The sequence below is a fragment of the Streptomyces sp. NPDC059224 genome (genome assembly GCF_042754285.1).
GTDB lineage: Bacteria > Actinomycetota > Actinomycetes > Streptomycetales > Streptomycetaceae > Streptomyces.
The window spans coordinates 200,679-224,845 of record NZ_JBHZAN010000012.1 but is presented as its reverse complement, the minus strand read 5'-3'; the positions used below and the strand labels follow the sequence as shown (position 1 = coordinate 224,845).

26 protein-coding genes are annotated in these 24,167 nt (G+C 69.6%); 17 read left to right on the top strand and 9 right to left on the bottom strand.

Going from position 1 to position 24,167, the window contains the following annotated elements; genetic code table 11:
* Window positions 1-16: 16 nt before the first annotated feature.
* The 6 genes from fusA to ACFXI4_RS15450 all read right to left on the bottom strand — a co-directional run bounded on the left by fusA (window position 17) and on the right by ACFXI4_RS15450 (window position 4,679).
* Window positions 17-2,143 carry an elongation factor G gene (gene fusA, locus ACFXI4_RS15475; protein ID WP_362716989.1) on the bottom strand — a complete coding sequence of 709 codons (2,127 nt, stop codon included), beginning with the start codon at window positions 2,141-2,143 and terminating at the stop codon, window positions 17-19.
* 39 nt (window positions 2,144-2,182) lie between these two features.
* On the bottom strand, window positions 2,183-2,653 hold the full coding sequence (rpsG, locus tag ACFXI4_RS15470; RefSeq protein WP_007384059.1) for a 30S ribosomal protein S7: 471 nt from the start codon (window positions 2,651-2,653) through the stop codon (window positions 2,183-2,185).
* A 2-nt stretch (window positions 2,654-2,655) separates the two neighbouring features.
* Complete coding sequence (gene rpsL, locus ACFXI4_RS15465; RefSeq protein ID WP_003948652.1) at window positions 2,656-3,027, bottom strand: 30S ribosomal protein S12; 372 nt, start codon at window positions 3,025-3,027, stop codon at window positions 2,656-2,658.
* Window positions 3,028-3,473: 446 nt separating this feature from the next.
* A complete protein-coding gene (locus ACFXI4_RS15460; protein ID WP_384990688.1) occupies window positions 3,474-3,671 on the bottom strand; it encodes a hypothetical protein in 198 nt (65 codons plus the stop codon).
* Window positions 3,668-4,372 carry a hypothetical protein gene (locus ACFXI4_RS15455; protein ID WP_384990686.1) on the bottom strand — a complete coding sequence of 235 codons (705 nt, stop codon included), beginning with the start codon at window positions 4,370-4,372 and terminating at the stop codon, window positions 3,668-3,670. The genes ACFXI4_RS15460 and ACFXI4_RS15455 overlap by 4 nt, the downstream gene beginning before the upstream one ends.
* Window positions 4,365-4,679, bottom strand: a complete 315-nt coding sequence (locus tag ACFXI4_RS15450; RefSeq protein WP_362716979.1) for a WhiB family transcriptional regulator — start codon at window positions 4,677-4,679, stop codon at window positions 4,365-4,367. Before ACFXI4_RS15450 ends, ACFXI4_RS15455 begins: the two co-directional genes overlap by 8 nt.
* 257 nt (window positions 4,680-4,936) lie before the next feature.
* On the opposite strand from ACFXI4_RS15450, the gene ACFXI4_RS15445 reads away from it, so the two are divergent.
* From ACFXI4_RS15445 to ACFXI4_RS15425, 5 genes are all read left to right on the top strand, one after another.
* Window positions 4,937-5,419, top strand: coding sequence for a helix-turn-helix domain-containing protein (locus ACFXI4_RS15445; RefSeq protein WP_384990683.1), 483 nt, complete (start codon window positions 4,937-4,939; stop codon window positions 5,417-5,419).
* A gap of 143 nt (window positions 5,420-5,562) precedes the next feature.
* Window positions 5,563-5,976 carry a hypothetical protein gene (locus ACFXI4_RS15440; protein WP_384990680.1) on the top strand — a complete coding sequence of 138 codons (414 nt, stop codon included), beginning with the start codon at window positions 5,563-5,565 and terminating at the stop codon, window positions 5,974-5,976.
* Window positions 5,977-6,105: 129 nt separating this feature from the next.
* Window positions 6,106-6,705, top strand: coding sequence for a phage tail protein (locus tag ACFXI4_RS15435; RefSeq protein WP_384990678.1), 600 nt, complete (start codon window positions 6,106-6,108; stop codon window positions 6,703-6,705).
* A 79-nt stretch (window positions 6,706-6,784) separates the two neighbouring features.
* Window positions 6,785-7,075 carry a hypothetical protein gene (locus ACFXI4_RS15430; protein ID WP_384990675.1) on the top strand — a complete coding sequence of 97 codons (291 nt, stop codon included), beginning with the start codon at window positions 6,785-6,787 and terminating at the stop codon, window positions 7,073-7,075.
* Between the two features lie 65 nt (window positions 7,076-7,140).
* The gene (locus ACFXI4_RS15425; RefSeq protein ID WP_384990726.1) at window positions 7,141-7,497 is read left to right on the top strand and encodes a hypothetical protein; all 357 of its coding nucleotides are present in this window, start codon (window positions 7,141-7,143) and stop codon (window positions 7,495-7,497) included.
* 103 nt (window positions 7,498-7,600) lie between these two features.
* On the opposite strand, the gene ACFXI4_RS15420 is transcribed toward ACFXI4_RS15425, so the two are convergent.
* Window positions 7,601-7,915, bottom strand: a complete 315-nt coding sequence (locus tag ACFXI4_RS15420; protein ID WP_384990673.1) for a hypothetical protein — start codon at window positions 7,913-7,915, stop codon at window positions 7,601-7,603.
* Between the two features lie 1,297 nt (window positions 7,916-9,212).
* Window positions 9,213-9,635, bottom strand: coding sequence for a DUF3592 domain-containing protein (locus ACFXI4_RS15415; RefSeq protein WP_384990670.1), 423 nt, complete (start codon window positions 9,633-9,635; stop codon window positions 9,213-9,215).
* Between the two features lie 119 nt (window positions 9,636-9,754).
* Between ACFXI4_RS15415 and ACFXI4_RS15410 the strand changes: the two genes are divergently transcribed.
* From ACFXI4_RS15410 to ACFXI4_RS15355, 12 genes are all read left to right on the top strand, one after another.
* On the top strand, window positions 9,755-10,567 hold the full coding sequence (locus tag ACFXI4_RS15410) for a hypothetical protein (protein ID WP_384990668.1): 813 nt from the start codon (window positions 9,755-9,757) through the stop codon (window positions 10,565-10,567).
* 27 nt (window positions 10,568-10,594) lie between these two features.
* Window positions 10,595-11,785, top strand: coding sequence for a phage tail protein (locus tag ACFXI4_RS15405; protein WP_384990666.1), 1,191 nt, complete (start codon window positions 10,595-10,597; stop codon window positions 11,783-11,785).
* Window positions 11,782-13,032 (top strand): tape-measure protein, encoded by a 1,251-nt coding sequence (locus ACFXI4_RS15400; protein WP_384990664.1) that lies wholly within the window; start codon window positions 11,782-11,784, stop codon window positions 13,030-13,032. The genes ACFXI4_RS15405 and ACFXI4_RS15400 overlap by 4 nt, the downstream gene beginning before the upstream one ends.
* A gap of 26 nt (window positions 13,033-13,058) precedes the next feature.
* A complete protein-coding gene (locus tag ACFXI4_RS15395; RefSeq protein ID WP_384990662.1) occupies window positions 13,059-13,979 on the top strand; it encodes a phage distal tail protein in 921 nt (306 codons plus the stop codon).
* Window positions 13,980-14,022: 43 nt separating this feature from the next.
* Entirely contained in the window at window positions 14,023-15,240 is a 1,218-nt protein-coding gene (locus ACFXI4_RS15390; protein ID WP_384990660.1) for a hypothetical protein, read from the top strand.
* A 63-nt stretch (window positions 15,241-15,303) separates the two neighbouring features.
* Window positions 15,304-16,401, top strand: a complete 1,098-nt coding sequence (locus ACFXI4_RS15385) for a hypothetical protein (protein ID WP_384990658.1) — start codon at window positions 15,304-15,306, stop codon at window positions 16,399-16,401.
* Window positions 16,398-17,540, top strand: coding sequence for a hypothetical protein (locus ACFXI4_RS15380; RefSeq protein WP_384990655.1), 1,143 nt, complete (start codon window positions 16,398-16,400; stop codon window positions 17,538-17,540). The genes ACFXI4_RS15385 and ACFXI4_RS15380 overlap by 4 nt, the downstream gene beginning before the upstream one ends.
* Complete coding sequence (locus ACFXI4_RS15375) at window positions 17,540-18,232, top strand: hypothetical protein (protein WP_384990653.1); 693 nt, start codon at window positions 17,540-17,542, stop codon at window positions 18,230-18,232. Before ACFXI4_RS15380 ends, ACFXI4_RS15375 begins: the two co-directional genes overlap by 1 nt.
* Window positions 18,233-18,261: 29 nt before the next feature.
* The gene (locus ACFXI4_RS15370) at window positions 18,262-18,687 is read left to right on the top strand and encodes an ATP-binding protein (protein ID WP_384990650.1); all 426 of its coding nucleotides are present in this window, start codon (window positions 18,262-18,264) and stop codon (window positions 18,685-18,687) included.
* Between the two features lie 99 nt (window positions 18,688-18,786).
* On the top strand, window positions 18,787-19,653 hold the full coding sequence (locus tag ACFXI4_RS15365) for a peptidoglycan-binding protein (protein ID WP_384990647.1): 867 nt from the start codon (window positions 18,787-18,789) through the stop codon (window positions 19,651-19,653).
* A gap of 27 nt (window positions 19,654-19,680) precedes the next feature.
* Window positions 19,681-19,908: a hypothetical protein gene (locus tag ACFXI4_RS15360; RefSeq protein WP_384990644.1), complete on the top strand. Its 228-nt coding sequence runs from the start codon at window positions 19,681-19,683 to the stop codon at window positions 19,906-19,908.
* Window positions 19,895-20,158 (top strand): hypothetical protein, encoded by a 264-nt coding sequence (locus tag ACFXI4_RS15355; protein ID WP_362564606.1) that lies wholly within the window; start codon window positions 19,895-19,897, stop codon window positions 20,156-20,158. The genes ACFXI4_RS15360 and ACFXI4_RS15355 overlap by 14 nt, the downstream gene beginning before the upstream one ends.
* Window positions 20,159-20,213: 55 nt before the next feature.
* On the opposite strand, the gene ACFXI4_RS15350 is transcribed toward ACFXI4_RS15355, so the two are convergent.
* The gene (locus tag ACFXI4_RS15350; protein ID WP_362719895.1) at window positions 20,214-24,113 is read right to left on the bottom strand and encodes a DNA-directed RNA polymerase subunit beta'; all 3,900 of its coding nucleotides are present in this window, start codon (window positions 24,111-24,113) and stop codon (window positions 20,214-20,216) included.
* Between the last annotated feature and the right edge of the window lie 54 nt (window positions 24,114-24,167).

Below are 24,167 nucleotides of genomic sequence, written 5' to 3'. Positions count from 1 at the left end.
GTCGTAGCGCGGTGCGTTACTCGCCCTTGGCCTTCGCGATGATCTCCTCGGCGACGTTCCGCGGAACCTCGGCGTAGGAGTCGAACTGCATCGAGTAGCTTGCGCGACCCGACGTCTTGCTGCGGAGGTCTCCGACGTAACCGAACATCTCCGAGAGGGGCACGAGGCCCTTCACGACGCGGGCACCGGACCGCTCCTCCATGGCCTGGATCTGGCCACGGCGGGAGTTGATGTCGCCGATGACGTCACCCATGTAGTCCTCGGGCGTGACGACCTCGACGGCCATCATCGGCTCGAGGAGCACGGGGGACGCCTTGCGCGCGGCCTCCTTGAAGGCCTGCGAGCCGGCGATCTTGAACGCGAGCTCGGAGGAGTCCACCTCGTGGTAGGCACCGTCGAGAAGCGTGACGCGGACGCCCGTCATCTCGTACCCGGCGAGGATGCCGAACTGCATGGCCTCCTGCGCACCGGCGTCCACCGAAGGGATGTACTCCTTCGGGATACGGCCACCGGTCACCTTGTTCACGAACTCGTACGAGGCGTCGCCGCTCTCGATGGGCTCGATCGCGATCTGCACCTTGGCGAACTGACCGGTACCACCGGTCTGCTTCTTGTGGGTGTAGTCCACGCGCTCGACGGCCTTGCGGATCGTCTCACGGTAGGCGACCTGCGGCTTGCCGACGTTGGCCTCGACCTTGAACTCACGGCGCATCCGGTCGACCAGCACCTCGAGGTGCAGTTCGCCCATACCGCCGATGATGGTCTGGCCGGTCTCCTCGTCCGAGTGAACCTGGAAGGAGGGGTCCTCCTCCGCGAGACGCTGGATGGCGACACCCAGCTTCTCCTGGTCACCCTTGGACTTGGGCTCGATGGCGACCTGGATGACCGGCGCCGGGAAGTCCATGGACTCCAGGATCACCGGCTGCTTGTCGTCGCACAGCGTCTCACCGGTCGTGGTCTGCTTCAGACCCATGACGGCGATGATGTCGCCGGCGCCCACCGACTCGATCTCCTCACGCTTGTTCGCGTGCATGCGGTAGATCTTGCCGATGCGCTCCTTCTTGCCCTTGACGGAGTTCAGCACGGCGGTGCCGGACTCCAGGCGGCCCGAGTAGACCCGGACGAAGGTGAGCTTGCCGAGGTGCGGGTCGCTCATGATCTTGAACGCCAGCGCGGACAGCGGCTCCTCGTCGGACGGCTTGCGCTTGACCACGACCTCCGGGTCCTTCACGTCGTGGCCCTCGATGGCCTCGACGTCAAGGGGGGAGGGCAGGTAGCGCACGACCGCGTCGAGCAGGGGCTGAACGCCCTTGTTCTTGAACGCGGTACCGCAGAACACCGGGGTGACCGTGATGTCCTTGGACTTGCCGGACGCGATGGTGATACGACGGATCGCGGCGTACAGCTGCTCCTCGGAGGGCTCCTCGCCCTCCAGGTACAGCTCCATGATCTCTTCGTCGTTCTCGGCGACGGCCTCCAGCAGCTTGCCGCGGTACTCCTCGGCAGCCTCGGTGTGCGTGGCCGGGATGTCGACGACGTCGTACATCTCACCCTTGGTGGCCTCGGCGGACCACACGAGCGCCTTCATGCGGACCAGGTCCACGACGCCCTGGAAGTCGGCCTCGGCACCGATCGGGAGCTGCATGACGATCGGCTGCGCGCCCAGACGGTCCTTGATCATGTCCACGCAGCGGTGGAACTCGGCACCGGTCCGGTCGAGCTTGTTGACGAAGCAGATACGCGGCACGCCGTAGCGGTCCGCCTGACGCCAGACGGTCTCGGACTGGGGCTCGACACCAGCGACGCCGTCGAACACCGTCACGGCACCGTCGAGCACGCGGAGCGAACGCTCCACCTCGACGGTGAAGTCGACGTGGCCCGGGGTGTCGATGATGTTGATCGTGTGGTCGACGTCTTCCAGCGGCCAGTGACAGGTGGTGGCAGCAGAGGTGATCGTGATGCCACGCTCCTGCTCCTGCTCCATCCAGTCCATGGTGGCGGCGCCGTCGTGAACCTCGCCGATCTTGTACGACACACCGGTGTAGAACAGGATCCGCTCGGTAGTGGTCGTCTTGCCCGCGTCGATGTGGGCCATGATCCCGATGTTGCGGACCTTGGCCAGGTCAAGTGAAGTGGTAGCCATAAGGCTTCAGTCTTCTCTCGGTCTCGATGTGGGTAGCGACTACCAGCGGTAGTGCGCGAAGGCCTTGTTGGACTCGGCCATCTTGTGGGTGTCCTCGCGCTTCTTGACGGCCGCACCGAGGCCGTTCGAAGCGTCGAGAAGCTCGTTGAGCAGACGCTCGGTCATGGTCTTCTCGCGACGGGCGCGGGAGTAGCCGACCAGCCAGCGCAGCGCCAGGGTGTTGGCGCGGCCGGGCTTGACCTCGACCGGCACCTGGTAGGTGGCGCCACCGACACGGCGGGACTTGACCTCAAGCGTGGGCTTGATGTTCTCCAGCGCGCGCTTGAGCGTGATGACCGGGTCGTTGCTGGTCTTCTCGCGCAGGCCCTCCATGGCGCCGTACACGATGCGCTCGGCGGTGGAGCGCTTGCCGTTCAGCAGCACCTTGTTGATGAGCGACGTGACAAGAGGAGAACCGTAGACCGGGTCGATGATGACCGGGCGCTTCGGGGCAGGGCCCTTACGAGGCATTCTTACTTCTCCTTCTTGGCGCCGTAGCGGCTGCGGGCCTGCTTGCGGTTCTTGACACCCTGGGTGTCGAGCGAGCCGCGGATGATCTTGTAGCGAACACCGGGCAGGTCCTTCACACGGCCGCCGCGCACGAGCACGATGGAGTGCTCCTGCAGGTTGTGTCCCTCACCCGGAATGTAAGCAGTGACCTCGATACCGCTGGTCAGACGCACACGCGCGACCTTACGCAGGGCCGAGTTCGGCTTCTTCGGGGTGGTCGTGAACACACGCGTGCAGACGCCACGACGCTGAGGGGAACCCTCGAGTGCGGGCGTCTTGTTCTTCTCGACCTTGTCCTGCCGGCCCTTGCGGACCAGCTGCTGGATCGTAGGCACTACTTCTCCGGTTTCTGTGTGCCGAATGGTGAAGCTAACCTGGAACGTCGCCGACCCACGCGGTCGGGTGTGTCGGATTCCGTGGACTCCTGCCGAACGGCAGAAGGGGGCGCGGATCGCGGTGGCCACTTCGTCACTCCGGTGCGGTTTGAAGGCACGCACGAGGATCAGGGCACACCCCAGGCACAAGGTCTGAGCGTACCCAGCGCAATCACTTCGGTCAAAACAAGGAAGCCGGGACCGGTCACGGAGGCTCTGATCAGCGGTTTCGAGGCCGCCTTCCGATATACCACGAAGACGAACGACACGCGAACGGAACGCGTCGCGAGCTGCCGGTGGCGGGTTTCACAGACGGGCGGGAGTGTGGCGCAAGGCGCGTGGGGACCGCGTGACCAGCCCCCACGCGCCCCCGGGTGCCCGCCCGCGCCGAGGCGCACCCCTGGTCGTCACGGACGGCGGGACGCCGTGCGTTCCGCCGCGAAGACGTCCTCCAGGCGGAACAGGGCCGACCGGCCCGCCTTGCCGGCGGCCGTGAGGTGGCCCAGCTGCACCCATTTCCTGATGGTGGCCGGCGCGACGCCGGCCTCCTGGGCGGCGAGCGGCCCGGGGACGAGAGTGGGCGGGTCGGTGTGCGTGGACTTCATCGGCGCTGCCACTCCCCCTCGGCCCAGGCGTGCCGGCAGGCCGGGTCGTCGTGGCAGCCGCAGTCCGGGTCCGTGCAACGGCAGGCCGGGTTGACGCAGAGGACGGCGGCCCGGTCCGGGAAGGCCCGCAGCGAGACGGAGTCGCACCAGGGGCAGCGCCCGGAGACACGGACGACGGTCTCGGTGTCACCGAGGGCACGGGCGCAGCGCCGGGCCATCCGGCGGGCCTCGTCCCGGACGTGGGCGGCGAGAACCGCGTCGGCGGCGATGTCGTCGAGGAGACCGGCGATCCGGCGCAGCCGCTCCGGTACGGAGGCGCGGCGGACGCGGGGCAGCCCCAGCCGCTCCCGTACCGCCTCCTCGAGCTCGACCACGCCGTCGGTGACGTCCCGGATGGTGTCGGAGATGTGCAGCCGCAGCGGGGCGGCGCTGTGGCCGGGGACGACGAGACCGTGGACCTGCTGGAGCCGCAGGGCCTCGGCGCGCTCCGTACGGAGCCGGCCTGCGAGGTGCGCGGGCGGCGGCGCGGGCGTGGGCCGGTGGTCCGGGGCGGCGCGGCCGGGGGCGAGCTCGACGGACAGCTCCGGGAACTGCCGCAGGAGCAGGCCGATCCACAGGGCGGCGCGCTCGGCGGCGTTGCGGGCGGGGCGGTCGCCGGAGGGAGCGTCAGGAGAAGCAGGGGTCGTACGGCGGTCAGGCAACGGAGCCTCCGCGGCGCAGGGCGCCCCGTACGACCGGGCCCTGCATGACCGGCAGGAGCTGGGCCGGTATCGCGACGGCACGGCCCCGGCGCCAGAGGCGGCCGCCGCAGACGCCGTCGAACCAGTTGTCGGCGGGGGCGACGGCCTCCTCGCAGTGACGGCGCACCGGGCAGCGGGTGCAGGCCCGCAGGGCGGGCGCGGCCTCCGTGACCTTCCTGGAGAAGACGATCCGGGGCGGGAGCCCGGCGCAGGCGGCCGCGGCCTGCCAGGCGGGTGGTGGACATGAACCGGTGACGGAGACGGACATGAGGCCTCCCAAAGTGGCTCCGGTGGGGCTGGTGTGAGGCGAGCGCCGTCAAGACTTACAGATTGCGCGCGCGCTCGCAACAAATATGCCAGTGGCCCTTTCGGCCGATCATGGAAGAATCAGGACCACCCGGGCGCCTCCCCCCACGGAATCTCCCCGTATCGCACGGACTTTCCTCGTTGCTTGCACGAGAGCACGTAATTCCGTGCGCGCAAGCAAGCTAAACTTGCCGCACTCCGAAGGAAGCGAGCCCTCAGATGACCAGTCAGGACCTGGAGTCGTTCGCCGCATGGGTCGAAGACCTGATGCGCGAGCGCGGCTACGACATCGACAGCCCACGCGGCGGCGGCAAGTCGCGCATAGCGGACGAAGCGGGGGTCCACCGGGCCGCCGTCACCCGCCTGCTGCAGCGCCAGAGCATGCCGGACCTGGAGACCACGCGCAGGCTCGCCCGCGTGCTGGGCGTCCCGGTCCGCGAGATGCTGATCCGCTCCGGTCGCCTCACGGCGGAGGAACTCGCCGACCCGCACGACCACCTGACCGCACCGGCGCCGAGCGCGGAGTTCGGCCGCCGGCCCACCCTCGAGGAGGTGGCCGACCTGCTGGGAGTGCCGGCGGACCGACGGGAGATGTTCGTGCGCGTGGTGGAACAGTTCCTGCCGGCCGAGGTGGCGACGGCCGTCGGACACGGCCACGAGGAGGGCCGCCCCCTGGCGGACGCGGCGACCGCCGGCGACTGAGCCCTTCCCCCGCCCCCTCTCCCCCGATCCCCTCCACGACTTAGTTGCGTGCGCGCACGCTCTCTGTCACAGTTGGTGCAGCGGCGGAGCTGTGTCCGCAGGCCGGCCGCACTCATCCCGACGCTGCCCCGAGGTGATCCGGCATGACCACACCCACCCCACCCGCCTCGTTCCCCGACATCGAGGCGATGATCGTCGACGTCCTCGACGACGACTCCAGACTCTCCGGCGCCACCGTCGCCGTACAGGCACCGGCCGGCTTCGACGGCACGGCCCCCGCGGTCTTCGTCAACCGCCGCGGCGGCGCCTGGGTCGGCGAGCGCCATGTCGACCAGCCGCTGATCGAGCTGGAGGTGTACGGCCCGACGAAGCAGGCCGCGCACGTACTGGCCAACGACGCCCGCCAGATCCTGCTGTCGATGGCGGACCACCGCTACGGCACCAACCTCGTCACGGAGGTCGAGGAGCAGGACGGCCCGCGCTGGCTGCCTGACTACCTCTACTCGGCCGCCAACCGCTACGTGACCGTGATGAAGGTGTACGTCGACGTCCACTGACGCCCCCGCCTCACCCCCCACCCCACAGACCGAAGGCCCCGCCACCCCGGCGGGGCCTTCGTCGTACCCGGACAGGACCCGGTACGGCAGCCCACCCCGACAACGACCCCACCACCAAGGAGAACGACCATGGCAGGAACCAACTCCTCCGAGATCCGCATCGCCGGCGTAGGCCGCCTCTACGTCGCCACCGCCGGCACCGACGTGCCGACGACCTTCTCCACCGACACCGCCACCGACTGGGCGAGCTGGAAGAACCTCGGCTTCACCTCGGGTGACGGCGTGACCTTCTCCAAGAAGGACAAGCTGGAGCCGGTGGACGTGTGGCAGGCCGTGAGCCCGGTGCACTTCGTGTACTCGGACCGCGACCTGACCCTGAAGTTCTCGCTGATGCAGTTCAACGAGGACACGCTGCCGTTCTTCATGGGCGGCGGCACGGTGGACGCGGTGACCGGCTCGACCGGTGTCTACAAGTACGACATCGCCGACCGTCCGTTCGCCGACGTGCGGGCGCTGGGCCTGGAGTTCACGGACGTCAAGGCGAGCGACGGCACCGCCGTCACCTACCGCTTCGGCATCCCGCGCGGCCAGGTCACCGCGGCCGACGACATCAAGCTGGCCCGCAAGTCGGCGGCCCAGCTCGGCATCACCTTCACGGCGATGGCCTCGGCCGACGGTTCGGCGCTGGCCGGCTTCGTGATGAAGGACTCGGCGTACGCCGCCTCCTGATCCGCCCGGGTGGGACGGACACCTCGGTCCGTCCCACCCCGGACCCGCCCCACCCCCCGCCTCTCACACAAGGAGCACCATGACCCGTTTCGACGTCAACGCCGCCCGCGCCCAGCGCCTGGAGGCCCTCGGCCGTACCTGGTCGTTCGACATCGACGAGGAGAGCTACACCCTGCCGACCGAGCTGACCCGCACGACCGCGAAGGCCCTGCGCAAGCTCGACGACAACGACGTGGACGGGCTGCTGCGGCTGCTGCTCGGCGAGAAGCAGTTCGCCCGTTTCGAACAGCACGAGGTCACCATGCAGGACATCGCCGCCGTACTGGAGGCCTACGGCAAGGAGACCGGGCTCGGCCTGGGGGAAGGCTGAGCCTCGTCGGGTTCGTGGACGAACACGCCGAGGCCCTCGAAGCGGACCTGCTCCGCTACTACGGCATCGACCTGCTCGACTGGCATCGCCAGACGCTGTCCGCCCGGCGTCTGGCGCTGCTCGTCAAGCACCTGCCGCGCGACAGCGCCCTGAACCGGGAGCTGCACGGCGAGGCCGCGGAGTGGTCGGTGTCCGACCACCTCCTGGCCGCCGCCGTGGACCATCTGGCGGCCGCGAACTGGATGTTCGCGTCCGTCAACTCGGAGGAGGGCGACCAGCCGGATCCGCCGACGCCGGTACCGAGACCGTCGTACGACGACGCAAAACCACCGGCCGCCGAGAGCGCACCGGGCCCGGCCGCGGCCTCGCCCGCCTCCGACGCGGCACCGTCGGCCGTGCAGCTGGCCCGCTTCTTCGGCTGACCCGCCCTGCGGCCGGCAGGTCACTCGTCCCGGCGCCGGCCGGGGGCCCGGCCCTCCAGCTCGTCCGCGAGGGCCCGGGCCTTCTCCGAGAGCCGCGTCCCGGTCACCGGATCGCCCTCCTCCTGCCGCTCCCGGCGTCCGGCCGGCGCACCTTGTCCCGGCCGCCGGCCACACCCTCACGATGCAGCGGAGGCACGCTGGGCCGCCCGTTCCGCCGTACGACCGAACGCCGTTCGGCGGCGGCCGGCACCACCCGCTTCTCGCGCACCTCGCGGGCGGAGAGCAGGGTGTCGGTGCCGGGACCGGCGCCCATGTCCGCGTCCGCCTCCACTTCCGCCTCCGCGTCCTCGCAGACGCCGGGGTCGGCCCGCGGTCCGCCGTCCGCGACGAACCGCTCCCGCTCCCCGCACTGTTCCACCCGCTCCATTCGGACGGCGGGCGCAGGAGTTGGACGTACGGCAGGTGAATGAGCTCACCGCCACCGCCGGGCTGCCCTTCCGGCCTGCGGGCCCGCCGGGGCAGCCGCCCGGTCCGGGCGTCCTCCTGACCCTGGAGATAGGCGGCCGTGATCCGTTGCTCGTACGCCCGCCGGACGACCGGAAGCTGCTCGTCGACCACGTCGGCCCAGCCCGCGCTGTAGGCGGCCGTCTCCCGCCGGTCGAGTTCACCGCGCGGCAGGACGACCAGGTCCTGCGGCCGGCGGCCGAGGCTCAGGACCAGCTCGGAGAGACGAGCGATGAGATGTGGCAGATCGGCGGCCTGTTCGAGCCAGTCGATCACCTGCCGTTGCCGCGCGTTACCCGCCTCCGCGTCCCCGTCCACCCCGTAGGCCTTGCTCTCGTCCCTGCCCCATCGCGCCCCCTGCGCGAGGACGGCCGCCCTGTGGCCGTCCACCGTCGTATGACAGACCCTCAGGTCCCTTGCGAGGCCACACCGTTCACTTTCACTTCACCGACGGGAGAACGGCCGGATCCTGCTCCACGGATCTGACACAACATCCACTGCACCCCCGCATCGCCGCAGGTCCGGCCCCGGTGACGACAGAGAGTGAAACCAATCGGCTTCGGCAAACACGGAGCGACACCACGGGATTACTCGTACACTAGTTCGAACAGACGCTCGAGCGCGTCAGGAGCGCACCTGTACCACCAGCCCAGCGGACAGACCGGAAAGCAGGCCGACAGACATGGCGACTGGCACGAGCAACTTCCCGCAGCAGCCGATCGACACCTACTCCCGCCTCGCCCACCTCCTGCACTCGCCCGCGCCCGACCGCGAGGCACTGCTCGACCGGCTGTACTAGGAACTGCTCACCCGCGAGTCCCGGGCCTACGCGGCCGGCTGGACCGACGCGCTCACCGAAGCCCGCCGCGTCCGCCGCTGACGCTCTCGGGGAACGCGCACCACACCGGCTTCTCGCCATACACCGCCCGGCGCCGTCCCGACCCCCGCGACACCGCCTCGACCAGCCGCAGCCCCCTCCCGCCAGCCCGCCGACGGGTCGCTGCTGACCGGCAGTCGAGGCATCCGGGCCGACTCCCGGTCGAGCACGCGACCACCCGAAGCGGCGGCGCGATCCACCGTCCCGCCCCCGGGACCCGTGGTGGCGCCCGGTTCCCGCCCGGTACGACCGACAGCCGCAGCGAGCACCCGACCGGACCGCGAGGACGGCGAAGGCCGCCGCGCGCCGGCCACGCGCTTTCGGCCGAAGGCCGTCAGAAGAACGGACGGGACAGGGCCACCATCAAAATCCCGGCGGCAAACAGGGCCAGCCCGCCGTACCCGAAGAGGAAGACCATCATGCGCTCGTCGCGGTAGTCGATATCGCCGCGGGTGCCGGTTCTCGCCCGCGTCGGCCTTTCCGGGTCATAGATGACGGGCACCTCGTCACCCGGCGATCCGATCGGTTCCAGCATCACCTCTTCGAATTCGCCCGAAGACCCTCCTCCGGACAGGCGGACCTGAAGGTACAGCCGCATCTGTCCGCCCACGGGCTCCCAACGGGCAATGGTTGCCGCACCCTCCACACCACTGCGCTCCAGCTTCCTCAGGCGCCGATAATCCCAAAAGCTGTTCAGCTGGAGAATTAGACTGCACGTCCCCAGGAATACGAAAAGTATTCCCAGGAGGTCGACCACACCGCCTGGCCTCACCAGACCCCCCCTTCTGCAATTGAATATCCGCCTGCAATCAAAAAAGCTAACAGGCGCTGATCGGCAGAGTCAACCGTTCATCGACTTTCGAAGTGAGGTGGAAAATGGCCAGCGATTCAAACGCACAGGTCCTGGAGAAAATCGCCGAACTCAAGCAAGACATCGGTACGGTAAGTGTCACACTCAACACACACGTGAAGAACGGTGATAATCTCAATCAAAAGGACAAGAAGGACATCCTTGATGCCGTCAAGGATGGGCCGGACGAGCAGAAGAAGCCCTGGGAAGCATTCCTTGAGTCGATCGGCTTCAAGGACCTGATGGACGCTTTCAAACAATTGAGCGGCTGGAGCATCCTCATCCTCGCGAGCGCCGCCGGGATCACCTTCCTCAAGGACAGGGTCCTCAACTACGGGGCCATTCTCAACGCGATCTCGAATCGTCTGACGGGCAAGGTCTTCACTATCGGGGAGAACGGCCTGCCGGCCAGGCGGACACGCGCCCAGGTCGAGGCGGACAACGCCGTCTCCATCAACCCGCACGGTATCCAGCCGCAGCTGCTGAACGACCTCAGGACCGCACTCAGTGGACTCCCGCCGAAAATCCACGCGTTCAACGCCGAGATGGCACAGACGAAGTCCGCGAGCACGATCAAGAAGATCTCCGACGCCATCGGGAAGCTGGCTGAAAAGCTGGAGCCGGATCCCACACACACCATCAAGGACGTGGCGGGGGCCGTCGGCGAACTCCACACGAAGCTCCAGTCCTTCGATCACGAAAAGCTTCCGAAAGCGACGACCCTGCGAGGCGTCGCCGAGGCCGCCAGGGATCTGAGTCGCAACGCCGACAACGTCAAGAGGATGTTCCAGGACCTGGGGGTCGCGTTCACCGAGACCGCCAACCGCATCGGCGCCTGACCCGGCTCTCTCCCAAGGAGGTGTCCCATGAGTCTCGTCAGTTCCCTGAAGAAAGCCTCCGGTTCGCTGGAGGACTTCAAGTCCAGGGCCTCCGGCGCCGGCACCGCGGCCAAGGGGATCGGCAGTGACAGTCAGAAGAGCGCCGGTCAGCTGAAGGCGCTGAAGACGGCCGCCGACGGGTCCGGGAAGGAGTTGAAGGAGCTCAAGACCGCGTCGGACCAGGCCGAGAAGTCGCTCGGCAAGGCCGGCAAGACCGGTACCAGTGCCGGGAAGAACCTCGGGAAGTACGAGTCCGGGGCGAGCAAGGCGGCCAAGGGCCAGGACAGGATGAACAAGTCGATGAAGGGCAACTTCTTCGGCCTGCTCATGCAGTTGCTGCAGCCGCTCATCGACAAGGTCATCGACATGGTGACCAACTCGAAGACCATGCAGAAGGTCCTCAAGCAGGTCTTCGAGGTCATCAAGAGCGTGATCAGCGACGTCATGAAGGCCATCGGGCCGATCATGAAGAACGCCGGCAAGCTGATCAAGTCGGTCTGGAACGGCATCAGGACGGCGATCACCACCATCGTCAAGGCCGTCGCCACCGTCATCCGCACCTACGTCACCATGTGGAAGACGATCATCACCGGCACGCTCAACGCCATCCGCTCGGTCGTCTCCGGGGTGTGGAAGGGCATCAAGGCCGTCGTCTCGCCGGTCGTCAGCTGGATCAGGTCCGCGATCCCGAGCGCCTTCCAGACCGTCAAGAACCGGCTCTCCAGCATCTGGGGCGGCCTCAAGGGCATCGCCGGCCGCGCCTTCGACGGCATCAAGGGTGCGGTCCGCGGTCCGATCAACGGGGTCATCGGCCTCATCAACTCGGCGATCGGCGCCCTCAACGGCATCCACGTCTCCATCCCCGGCTGGGTCCCGATGGTCGGCGGCAAGACCTTCGGTGTCAGCCTGCCGAGGATCCCCGCGCTGGCCACCGGCGGTGTCGTACTGCCCCGCTCCGGCGGTGTCCCGGCGCTCCTCGCCGAGGCCGGTGAGGCGGAGGCCGTACTGCCGCTCAGCAAGCTCGACCGGCTGCTGAAGCGTGCGGCCGCCCGAGGCACCACGAGCGGCTCCACCGCAGACGGTGGCGCGCTCCACATCGAGCACTACTACGCGGCCGAGACCAGCAGCCCGCAGCGCACCGCCGACGCGCTGATGTTCCTGGCGAAGGCGCGCGGATGAGCAGCACGGTCGCAGGCAACCCGTTCAAAGGGGCCGTTCCCGCCCTGCTTTCGTTCCGGACCAGGGTGGAGCAGACCCAGGCCGGGCTGCGGTCCCTCTCCGATCGCGTCAAGGATGCCGCCGACGACCTCAGCCGCGTCGGTGCTCCAGCAGGCCAGGGCGCCACCGCGGTCCAGAACATCAAGGCGAACGCCGCCACCGCGGCCCGCTCCGTCGCCAGGGCCGGACAGACCGCCACCGGATCGGCCTCGGACCTCAGGTCCGTCGGCGGCGGGGTGAGGAGCGCCGGGAGCTCCCTCGGCAAACTCAGAGCCGGGCTCGGCGGCGTCTTCGCGATCGTGGGCGCGCTGATCTCCGCCTCCGGCGTCCTCGGCGGTCTCCTGGACACCTTCGGCACCGCCATGACCATCGGCTCCGGCGTGATGATCGTCGTCAATGCCCTGACCCGCGCCAACCCGGTCGGCTTCGTCACCGGCTTGCTCCTCCCGGTGGCCGGCTGGCTGCTGGACATCGCCCTCAACTCCGAGACCGGGCAACGGCTGATGGACCAGCTCGCCAAGCTGATCCTCCAGTACGTCACCGGCTACCTGGCCGTCCTCGGCCCGGTCCTCAGGGCCGTCGCCGCTGCCGTGAACCTCTACGTCACCGGCTACCTCACCCTGATCACCGGCGTCCTGACCACCCTCGGCACCCTCATCGGCACCGGCTTCGCCGTCCTCAAGGCGCTCACCACCGGGGACACCCGCGCACTGAGCGGCAGGGTGTCGGCGGTCTGGAACGGGCTGAAGAGCGCCGTGCGGCCCGTCCTCGACTGGATCACCAAGGACATCCCCCAGGGGTTCACCCGGATCAAGGACGCCACCTCCCGCACGCTCACCGCGATGGGGCAGTTCGTGACCACCGGCGCCCAGACCGTCGCCGGGGTGATCAAGGGACCCCTCCAGGGGCTCGTCGCCTTCGCGAACCGGGTGATCGACGGGCTGAACAAGCTCAGCTTCAGCCTCCTCGGCAAGAAGTTCGGCGTGCACCTGAGCAGGATCCCGATGCTGGCGGAGGGCGGGGTCGCCGTGCCCGGAGCGGCCCGGCCGGGCAAGGTGCTCCCGCTCACCGCCCTCGCCCGCACCCGGCCCAGCCGGGCCGTCCGCGACGCCCACCGTGTCAAGGAGTTCCACGAGAGCCACGGCGCCGGCGCCCACGCCACCGCGACCGACCTGCTCTTCCTGGCCTCCGCCCACGCCTGCCCATGACGACAGTCAAGTGAGGTGACCGCCCGATGGCCGACCTGACCACAACCGCATACGCCGACGACGTTCCCCCCGGCTCACTCATCACCCGCGACGGGCAGATGCAGTGGGCCGGTCTGCTGCTCGGCCCCGGTACGCCGTACGAGATCGGCAGTGACGGGCTGACCGGCTGGGAGGACCTGCCGGACTACGACACCACCGACGCCGACCACCCCACCGCGCACGGCGCCTGGCCCGGGGCGCGCTACGCCAAGCCCCGCAAGGTCGGCGCCACGATGTGGACCGTACCGCCGTCCGACGACAGCGCCTCCTGCCTCGCCGCGACGCGCACGCTGCGCCAGGCCCTGCTGCTCGGGGACGCGGAGCGCTGGCTGGCGGTGCGGCTGCACGGCGAGACGCTGGCCGTCCGGGCCCGGGTCGCCCAGCGCGTGCTGGGCGCCGACCGGACCTACACCACGCAGGGCGTCTCCAGGGCCGCCGTGCAGTGGTACGCCACCGACCCGCGCCGCTACGCCGTGGACGAGCAGGCGGCCGTGACCGGCGCCCCGCAGCCGGAGAGCGGGCTCACCTGGCCGCTGACCTGGCCGCTCCACTGGGGTCAGGCGGCCTCGACCGGTGACGTCAGCGCCGACAACAACGGCTCGGCGCCCACCCATCCGACCCTCGTCTTCACCGGCCCGTGCGCCAACCCGACCGTCACGGACCGGACTTCGGGCCGCAAGTTGCGCTACCTCATCACACTCGCGGCCGGTGACGAGCTGGTCGTGGACACGGCGGAGGGCACGGTCACCCTCAACGCCACCGCCTCCCGCCGCCACACCGCCGCCACGGACAGCAGCCCCGAGGAACTGTTCGCCTTCGAGCCCGGCCGCGCCCAGCTGGCGTTCCGCCCCGACGCCTACGACACCGGCGCCCGGCTGACCGTCCGCTGGCGCTCGGCGGAGTGGTGAGCAACGCCCCTGCCCACGTCGACACACCACAGGAGACCCGCAGATGAACCTCCGCAGCTCATGGGCGGCCGAGAGCGGTCAGACCCGCGAGGACACCCGACTGACCCAGCTCGGCGCGACCACGCCGGCCAACCCGCTCGAAGTCCGCTCCGGCATCCTGCCGGGGTCGTACGACGGTCTCTCCCGGCTGTCCGGCCTGGCGCTGGAAGGCGCCTCGGGCGCCATGACGGCGACCGTCCGCGAGGGCCGGGCCGTCATCGCGGGCTCGGCCGCCCAGGGCGCGTACCCGGTCACGCTGTCCGAGCCGACCGCCCTCACCTTCGCCGACGGCGACGCCGCCAACTCCCGGATCGACCTGGTCGTCCTGCGGATCTACGACTCGCTCTACGACAACTCCGGGCAGACCAGGGCCGCCCTGGAGATCGTCCAGGGCACCCCGGCCGCCGTCCCGGCCGTGCCCGCCGCCCCGCCCATCGCGCTGCCGCTCTACCGGGTCACCGTCCGCGCCGGTATCAGCGCCGGCAAGGGCGGCATCAACTGGAGCACCGACGTCACCGACCTGCGCACCCCCACCGTGGCGGTCGGCGGCATCCTGCCGGTGGTCGGCGAGACCGGCAACGGCGCCTACCCCGGCCAGTACCGTGACTCCGGAGGCGCGTTCCAGCGCTGGGACGGCTCGGCCTGGGTGTCGTACCCGAGCGCCCTGGGCGGGATCGCCCCGGCCGGGGCGGTCACCACCGCCGGCTACACCGGGCAGTACCGGGACTCCTCCGCCGGACTGCTCCAGCGCTGGAACGGTTCGGCGTGGGTCTCGTACCAGCCGGTGCCGACCTGGACCGACTACACGCCCGTCTGGCGTGCCGAGACCGGCGCCGCGCCCGTCCTCGGCAACGGCACGCTCGCCGGGTCGTACGCGAAGACCGGCACCATCGTGCACGTCAGGATCTATCTGCTGATCGGTTCGACGACCAACCTCGCCGCCCAGGACGCCAACGCCAACTGGACGTTCTCACTGCCGGCCGCGCCGGTGTCCACCGGGTGGAAGCTGGACGGGCGGGTGCTGACCGCGGTCGCCTACGACCAGTCGGCCCAGCTCTTCTACCAGGGCAGCGGGCTGCTGGCGACGACCAACGGGGGCGTCGTCCGCTCGCTGCGCGACGGCTTCGCCGCCACCACCGCCATCTGGGACAAGTCGGCGCCCGTGACCTGGGGCGCCGGTGACGTGCTGTCCGTCTACGGAACCTACGAGTCCGCCTCCTGACACAGGCGCGCCGCGCGGCCGCCCCCTCGCCCCCGGCTCCCCCGATCCAGCAAGGAGTTCACCATGCCCGTACGCTCCGGCTGGCTGTCCCCGGACAGCCAGACCCGTGAGGACACCCGGCTCGCCGCCCTCGGCGTCCTCACCCCGACCTCCCCCGTCGCCACCCGCTCCGGCATCCTGCCGGGCTCCCCCGACGGCCAGTACCGCATCTCCGGTTTCACCCTGACGGGCGCCACCGGCACCATGACGGCCACGGTCAGCCCCGGCCGGGCCGTCGTCCAGGGCGCCGACGCGCAGGGCGCCTACCCGGTCGCGCTGACCGAGTACCTGCCCCTGACCTTCACCGACGGCGACGCCCAGTACGGCCGGATCGACCTGGTCGTCCTGCGCGTCTACGACGACGCCTACGACGGCTCCGGCCGCACCGAGGCCACCGTCGAGATCGTCCGGGGCATCCCGGCCGCCACGCCGGCCGTACCCGCGACACCGGCCCTGTCGATCCCGCTGTACCAGGTCGCCGTGGCCAAGGGGGCCGGCGCCGGCGGCAACGCCATCGACTGGACCGGCGCACTGACCGGTATGCGTACCGCCACCGTCGGCCTCGGCGGCATCCTCCCGGTCACCACCGACAGCGCGGGCGGCGCCTACCCGGGTCAGTACCGTGACGTCAACGGCCAGTTGCAGCGCTGGAACGGCACCGCCTGGGCCAACTACCCGGTGCTGCCCGTCTGGCAGGACTGGACGCCGGCCTGGACGACCAGCAGCGGCAACGCGCCGCCCGCGTTCGGCAACGCCGCCGTCAGCGGCCGGTACGTCAAGTTCGGCACGACCGTGCACCTCAACTTCTCGATCACCTTCGGCAGCACCACCGGCTTCGGCGCCGGGGCGACCACCAGTGACAACTGGCGCTTCTCGCTGCCGACCGCGGCCGTCGCGACCCGCCCGCTGATCGGCTTCGCCGAACTCGCCGTCGACGCGCCCAACCGCGTCACGGCCAGGGTCTCGCTGGCGACCAGCACGGCCTTCGAGCTGATCGTCTCCTCCGGGCGGCCCTCCGGCGCCGCCTTCACCAACACCGGCGGCGTGGACTCCCTGACCCCCTGGACCTGGGCGAGCGGCCATGCCGTGGTCGGCACCGCCACCTACGAGGCGGCCTCATGACCACGTCCGTCAGCACGCCCTACCGGGCGATCTTCTGCGACCTGCTCACCGACAGGACCATCGACATCCTGCCGCTGCGCGATGTCACCGTCGACGACTACATCGGCAAGGCCGGGTCGCTGTCCGGCACCGTCCCGGTCCCCAACGCGGAGGTGGCCGCCCGGGTCCGCAGGATCGAGGAGGGCCGTACCTCGGTCTACCTCCAGCGCGGCACCGACCTGTGGTGGGGCGGGATCATCTGGACCAGCACCCTGCAGAGCGACGACCAGGGCATCCTCACCCTCGGCATCCAGGCGGCGACCTTCGAGTCGTACGCGGGGCGGCGGGTGATCCGGGCGGACACTCCCGCCTACGACCCCTTGTTCAAGCTGCCCTTCACCGACGCCGACCAGCTGGACATCGCCCGCGGCCTGTGGGACCACATGCAGACCCAGCTCGACGGCGGGAACATCCTCGTCACCTCCGGCACCGAGACCTCCCCGGTGCCGCGCACGATCACCTACCGGGACGGCGACGAGACCTCCTACCAGGACGCGCTGGACGCGCTGGCCGCCCTGGAGAACGGCTTCGAGTACCACGTCAGCGTCTACACCGACCCGGTCGCCGGGACCCGGGTACGCCGGCTGGTGCTCGGCTGCCCGCGGATCGAGACCGGCTCCACGCCCCTGGTCCTGGACCGGCCCGGCTCGATCCTGTCGTACTCCTTCCCGCGTGACGCCACCCGCGGCGGCACCACCGCCCGGGCCCGGGGCGCCTCCGTCAACGACGACCAGTCCGCCGAGTCCCGGCCCCTGGCCTCCACGGTCGCCGTCGCCGACCGGCTCATCGGCGCCGCCGGCTACCCGCGCATCGACCTCACCTCCGACCACAACGACGTCAGCGACCCGGCCACCCTGAACGCCCTCGCCCGTACCGAACTGACCGCCGCCACCGGCGCGGTGGTGGTCCCGGAGATCAGCATCCGGCTCGACGACCTGGTGCCGACCGCGCTGCTCGGCCGGACCGCGCGCATCCGCATCACCGACGAGTGGTTCACCGAGGGCCTGGACGCCGGCTACCGGATCATCGGCGTCAAGGTCAGCCCGGCGCAGCGCGGCCGCCCCGACACCGCCGAGCTCTACCTGGAGGAGGCCGCCTGATGCCCCAGCTCCCCGAAGACATCATCGACCGGCTCACCCAGATGGAACGCCGGATCCAGCAGCTGTCCACCGCCGTCAACACCCGGCCGCCGCTCAGCACGGTCTCCGGCTCCCTGTCGGTCGGACCGTCCGGCGGGGCCGCCATCTTCCGGGTCGGCAACTGGAACGGCGGCGAGTACCAGATGGAGCTGCGCCGCCAGACCGGCAAACGCGCCCTGAGCATGTACAACGGGGACGGCACCGCCGGCTCGCTGCAGCCGCTGCGCATCTACGACTCCGCCGAGCGCGAGCTCATCTCCGACGACATCGGAGCCGGCGGCCTGGCCCGGCCCTGGCTGAACATGCTGCCGCCGCAGGACACCACCCTGTCCCGCTGGCCGCAGACCACCACGACCAGCGGCTTCACGACGGTCGCGATGTCGTACAACGTCGTCTGGCAGCCGAACATGCGCCTGCTGGTCAACACCCGGGCCAGCTCCGGGGCCACCGGTCAGGTCAAGGTGCTGGTCAACGGCGTCCAGTGGGGCGGTGTCGCCGACACCCCGGCGGACTTCGACTACTCGGGCCCGCTCAGCGCCGACTTCGCGTCCGTCTACAACACGCTGCTCAAGGTCGAGATCCAGGCCGTGGTCACCAGCGCGTCCGGCACCGTCTACGCCAACCCCGTGCTCATGTACGGCCGCCAGACCTGACCCCCTGCCAGGAAAGGACCCCCCCTCCCATGGACATCGACACCAGCCAGCCCTGGGGCCTCGCCATCGACTTCGCCGGCCGGGCCACCCTCACCGAGGCGGGCCACACCATCCACGTCAACGTCTCCGACACCAGCCTGAGCGACGTCATCGGCCCGGACTCGATCACCGGCACCTACTCCGCGGTCAACGTCATCGCCCAGTTCACCGAGTCCGGCACCGACAACGCCGTGCTCCGCGGCATCGGCCGGGTCACCGTCCCACCGGTCGGCACGGCCCCGGTGGTCCCCGACCAGACGGCGGTCCAGCGAGCGGTGGCCGCCGCCCTCGCCGACTTCACCCAGAACACCGCGGCTTACACGGCCCTGTGCGCCACCTGGACCCCCGCCGCCGACGGATCGGGCGACGGGCCGACGGACACGGCCTCCGGGTCCGGTACGGAGACCGGCGCCTGACCGTCCGCCCACTCCACGCCGCGCCCCAGCCGCACCCCGAGCCGCCTCGCGCCGGCCGGGGTTTTTTCATGCCCGCATATCCCACCCGGAAGGATCCCGATGGCCACACCCCTCTCCGCCGAAGTCCTCCTGTCCGCTCTCGGGGCCGAAGGCGTCACCGTCGTCGAGCACGACGGCTGGCGCACCCACAACAGGGCCGGACACGGTGCCTGGGGCCCGGTGAACGGCGTGATCATCCATCACACCGTCACCTCCGGCACCAGCACCTCCGTCAGCATGTGCTTCAACGGCCGCTCCGACCTGCCCGGCCCGCTCTGCCACGGCGTGATCGCCAAGGACGGCACGGTCCATCTCGTGGGCAACGGCCGCGCCAACCACGCCGGCAGCGGCGACGGCGACGTCCTGCGGGCCGTCGCCGCCGAGAGCGCCTCGCTCCCCGCACCCGACCGGAACGACACCGACGGCAACGCCCACTTCTACGGCTTCGAATGCGTCAACCTCGGCGACGGCAAGGACCCGTGGCCCGCCGTCCAGCTGGAGGCCATGGTCCGGGCGTCGGCCGCGCTGTGCCGGGCGCACGGCTGGAGCGCCCGTTCGGTGATCGGCCACAAGGAGTGGACCAACACCAAGATCGACCCCAAGGGCTTCGCGATGGCCGACCTCCGCGGCCGGGTCGCGGCCCGGCTGGAAGCGAGGACCCCACCCGGCAAGCCCGCCTACCAGCCCTTCCCCGGTGCCGACTGGTTCCGGAAGAAGCCGAGGTCGGCGGTGGTCACCGCGCTGGGCAGGCGGCTCGTCGCCGTCGGCTGCTCCGCGTACGCCGACGGCCCCGGGCCGCAGTGGACCGAGGCCGACCGGGCGTCGTACGCGAAGTGGCAGCGCAAGCTCGGCTACACCGGCTCGGCGGCCGACGGCTGGCCGGGTGCCGTCTCCTGGGCGGCGCTCAAGGTCCCGTACAGCTCCTGAACGCCCTTCGAAGAAACGAGGCACCCCATGTCAGAGGCCGCCAGGCGGACCCTCCGTACCGTCGTGCAAACCGCTGTCGGCCTGAGCGTCCTGCTGCCGACGGTCGTCGACACCGCCGGCATCCCGGCCACCCTGCCCTGGGCCGCCGGCGCACTGGCCGTCGCCGCCGGCGTCACCCGGGTCATGGCCGAACCCGCCGTACAGCCGCTGCTGCCGTCCTGGCTGCGGACGGGAGGCGCCGATGACCGACGCTGACCCGAACGACCCGATCGCCGTGGCCCTGGAACTGGAGCGGCTGCGGGGCACCCTGGAGGCCGGGTTCGCCCGCGTCGACGGCTCCCTCGCACTGCTGGTCCAGCGCAGCGACCAGACCGACAAGCAGCTCGCCGACCACGAGCAGCGCCTGGACGCCCTGGAGCGGTCGCGCTGGCCGCTGGCCAGTGTCGGCGTGCTGGCCGCCGTCGCGACCGTGGTCGTCGCCGCGCTGGAACTGACGGCACGGTGAGACGCCGAAGGGCGGTCACCCCGCAATCGGGGTGACCGCCCTTCAGAACCCGCTACTACTGGTTGTACGGACCGTAGTCGTAGTCCTCCAGCGGAACGGCCTGGCCGGAGCCCGTGCCGAACGGCGAGTAGTCGATGTCGTCGTAGCCGACGGCCGAGTACATCGCGGCCTTCGCCTCCTCGGTCGGCTCGACCCGGATGTTGCGGTAGCGGGACAGACCCGTACCGGCCGGGATGAGCTTACCGATGATGACGTTCTCCTTGAGACCGATGAGCGAGTCGGACTTGGCGTTGATCGCCGCGTCGGTGAGGACTCGCGTCGTCTCCTGGAAGGACGCCGCCGACAGCCAGGACTCCGTGGCCAGCGAGGCCTTGGTGATACCCATGAGCTGCGGGCGACCGGAGGCCGGGTGACCGCCCTCCTGGACCACACGACGGTTCTCGTGCTCGAACTTCGAGCGCTCGACCAGCTCGCCGGGCAGCAGCTCGGCGTCGCCGGACTCGATGATCGTCACACGGCGCAGCATCTGCCGGATGATGATCTCGATGTGCTTGTCGTGGATCGACACACCCTGCGAGTTGTAGACCTTCTGGACCTCGCCGACCAGGTGGACCTGGACGGCACGCTGACCCAGGATGCGCAGCACGTCGTGCGGGTTGGTGGCACCCACGGTGAGCTTCTGGCCCACCTCGACGTGCTCGCCCTCGCTGACCAGGAGCCGGGCGCGCTTCGAGATCGGGAACGCCGTCTCGTCGCTGCCGTCGTCCGGGGTGATGACGATCTTCTTGGTCTTCTCGGTCTCCTCGATCCGCACGCGGCCCTGGGCCTCGGAGATCGGAGCGACACCCTTCGGGGTACGGGCCTCGAAGAGCTCGACGACACGCGGCAGACCCTGGGTGATGTCGTCACCGGCCACACCACCGGTGTGGAAGGTACGCATCGTCAGCTGGGTACCGGGCTCACCGATGGACTGGGCGGCGATGATGCCGACCGCCTCACCGATGTCGACCAGCTTGCCGGTGGCCAGCGAACGGCCGTAGCACATGGCGCAGGTGCCGACGGCGGACTCGCAGGTCAGGACCGAGCGGGTCTTGACCTCGGAGACACCACGGGCGACGAGCTCCTCGATGAGGACGTCACCGAGGTCGGTGTTGGCCGGGGCCAGCACCACACCGTCGACGACGATGTCCTCGGCCAGCGCACGGGCGTACACGCTGGTCTCGACGTTCTCCGCCTTGCGCAGCACGCCGTCCGCGCCGACCTCCGCGATGTGCAGCTTGAGGCCGCGCTCGGTGCCGCAGTCCTCCTCGCGGATGATGACGTCCTGGGAGACGTCCACCAGACGACGGGTGAGGTAACCCGAGTCGGCGGTCCGCAGGGCGGTGTCGGCGAGACCCTTACGGGCACCGTGCGTGGAGATGAAGTACTCCAGCACCGACAGGCCCTCACGGAAGGACGCCTTGATCGGACGCGGGATCGTCTCGTTCTTCGCGTTCGACACCAGACCGCGCATACCGGCGATCTGCCGCATCTGCATCATGTTTCCTCGGGCACCCGAGTCAACCATCATGAAGATGGGGTTGGTCTTGGGGAAGTTCGCGTTCATCGCCTCGGCGACCTCGTTGGTCGCCTTGGTCCAGATCGCGATGAGCTCCTGCGTGCGCTCTTCCTTGGTGATCAGACCGCGCTCGTACTGCTTCTGGACCTTCTCGTCCTGAGCCTCGTAGCCGGCGACGATCGCCTTCTTCGCCTCGGGGACGACGACGTCGGAGATGGCCACGGTGACACCGGAGCGGGTGCCCCAGTAGAAGCCGGCCGCCTTCAGGTTGTCGAGCGTCGCCGCAACGATGACCTTGGGGTAGCGCTCCGCCAGGTCGTTGACGATCTCGCCGAGCTGCTTCTTGCCCACCGAGTAGTCGACGAACGGGTAGTCCTCGGGCAGCAGCTCGTTGAAGAGCGCGCGACCCAGGGTGGTGCGCAGCCGGAAGGTGTCACCGGTCTGGTACTCCGGCTCGCCCTCCTCGACAGCCGGCGGGGTCCAGCCGCGCGGCGGGATGGTGCCCACCGGGAAGCGGATGTCGATCGCCGACTGCAGCGCCAGCTCGCCGGCGTCGAACGCCATGGTCGCCTCGGCCGTGGACCCGAACGCGCGGCCCTCGCCCTTGGTGTCGCGCAGCTCGCCGTCGGTGGTGAGGAAGAACAGACCGAGGACCATGTCCTGGGTCGGCATCGTCACCGGACGGCCGTCGGCGGGCTTGAGGATGTTGTTCGAGGACAGCATCAGGATGCGGGCCTCGGCCTGCGCCTCCGCGGACAGCGGCAGGTGCACGGCCATCTGGTCACCGTCGAAGTCCGCGTTGAACGCGGTGCAGACGAGCGGGTGGATCTGGATGGCCTTGCCCTCGACCAGCTGCGGCTCGAAGGCCTGGATGCCCAGGCGGTGCAGGGTCGGCGCACGGTTCAGCAGCACCGGGTGCTCGGCGATGACCTCTTCGAGGACGTCGTACACGACGGTGCGGCCGCGCTCCACCATGCGCTTGGCGGACTTGATGTTCTGCGCGTGGTTCAGGTCGACCAGGCGCTTCATCACGAACGGCTTGAACAGCTCCAGCGCCATCGCCTTCGGCAGACCGCACTGGTGCAGCTTGAGCTGCGGACCCACGACGATCACGGAACGCGCGGAGTAGTCCACACGCTTGCCGAGCAGGTTCTGACGGAAGCGGCCCTGCTTGCCCTTGAGCATGTCGGACAGCGACTTCAGCGGACGGTTGCCGGGACCCGTCACCGGGCGGCCACGACGGCCGTTGTCGAAGAGCGCGTCGACGGCCTCCTGGAGCATGCGCTTCTCGTTGTTCACGATGATCTCGGGCGCACCGAGGTCGAGAAGGCGCTTCAGGCGGTTGTTGCGGTTGATCACACGGCGGTACAGGTCGTTCAGGTCGGAGGTCGCGAAGCGGCCACCGTCCAGCTGCACCATCGGGCGAAGGTCCGGCGGGATGACCGGGACGCAGTCCAGGACCATGCCCTTGGGGCTGTTGGACGTCTGCAGGAACGCGGAGACGACCTTCAGCCGCTTCAGGGCACGGGTCTTCTTCTGGCCCTTGCCGGTGCGGATGATCTCGCGGAGCTTCTCGGCCTCCTCGTCGAGGTCGAAGGACTCCAGGCGCTTCTGCAGCGCCGCGGCACCCATCGAGCCGTCGAAGTACGTGCCGAAGCGGTCACGCAGCTCGCGGTAGAGAAGCTCGTCGCCCTCCAGGTCCTGGACCTTGAGGTTCTTGAAGCGGGTCCACACCTCGTCGAGGCGGTCGATCTCGCGCTGCGAACGGTCGCGCAGCTGCTTCATCTCACGCTCGGCACCCTCGCGCACCTTGCGGCGCACGTCGGCCTTGGCACCCTCGGCCTCCAGCTCGGCCAGGTCGCTTTCCAGCTTCTTGGCGCGGGCCTCGAGGTCGGAGTCGCGGCGGTTCTCGACCTGCTGGCGCTCCACCGAGACGTGCGCCTCCAGGGAGGGCAGGTCGCGGGTACGGCGCTCCTCGTCGACGAACGTGATCATGTACGCCGCGAAGTAGATGACCTTCTCCAGGTCCTTCGGGGCGAGGTCGAGCAGGTAGCCCAGGCGCGAGGGGACACCCTTGAAGTACCAGATGTGGGTGACGGGCGCGGCCAGTTCGATGTGGCCCATCCGCTCACGGCGCACCTTGGCGCGGGTCACCTCGACGCCGCAGCGCTCACAGATGATGCCCTTGAAGCGGACGCGCTTGTACTTGCCGCAGTAGCACTCCCAGTCCCGGGTGGGGCCGAAGATCTTCTCGCAGAAGAGCCCGTCCTTTTCCGGCTTGAGGGTGCGGTAGTTGATGGTCTCGGGCTTCTTGACCTCGCCGTGGCTCCACTGACGGATGTCGTCAGCGGTGGCCAGGCCGATCCGGAGCTCGTCGAAGAAGTTGACGTCGAGCACTATGCGTCAATCCCTCTCAGGGTTGTGAGTCTTTGGTCTGAAACGGGGGCCTGG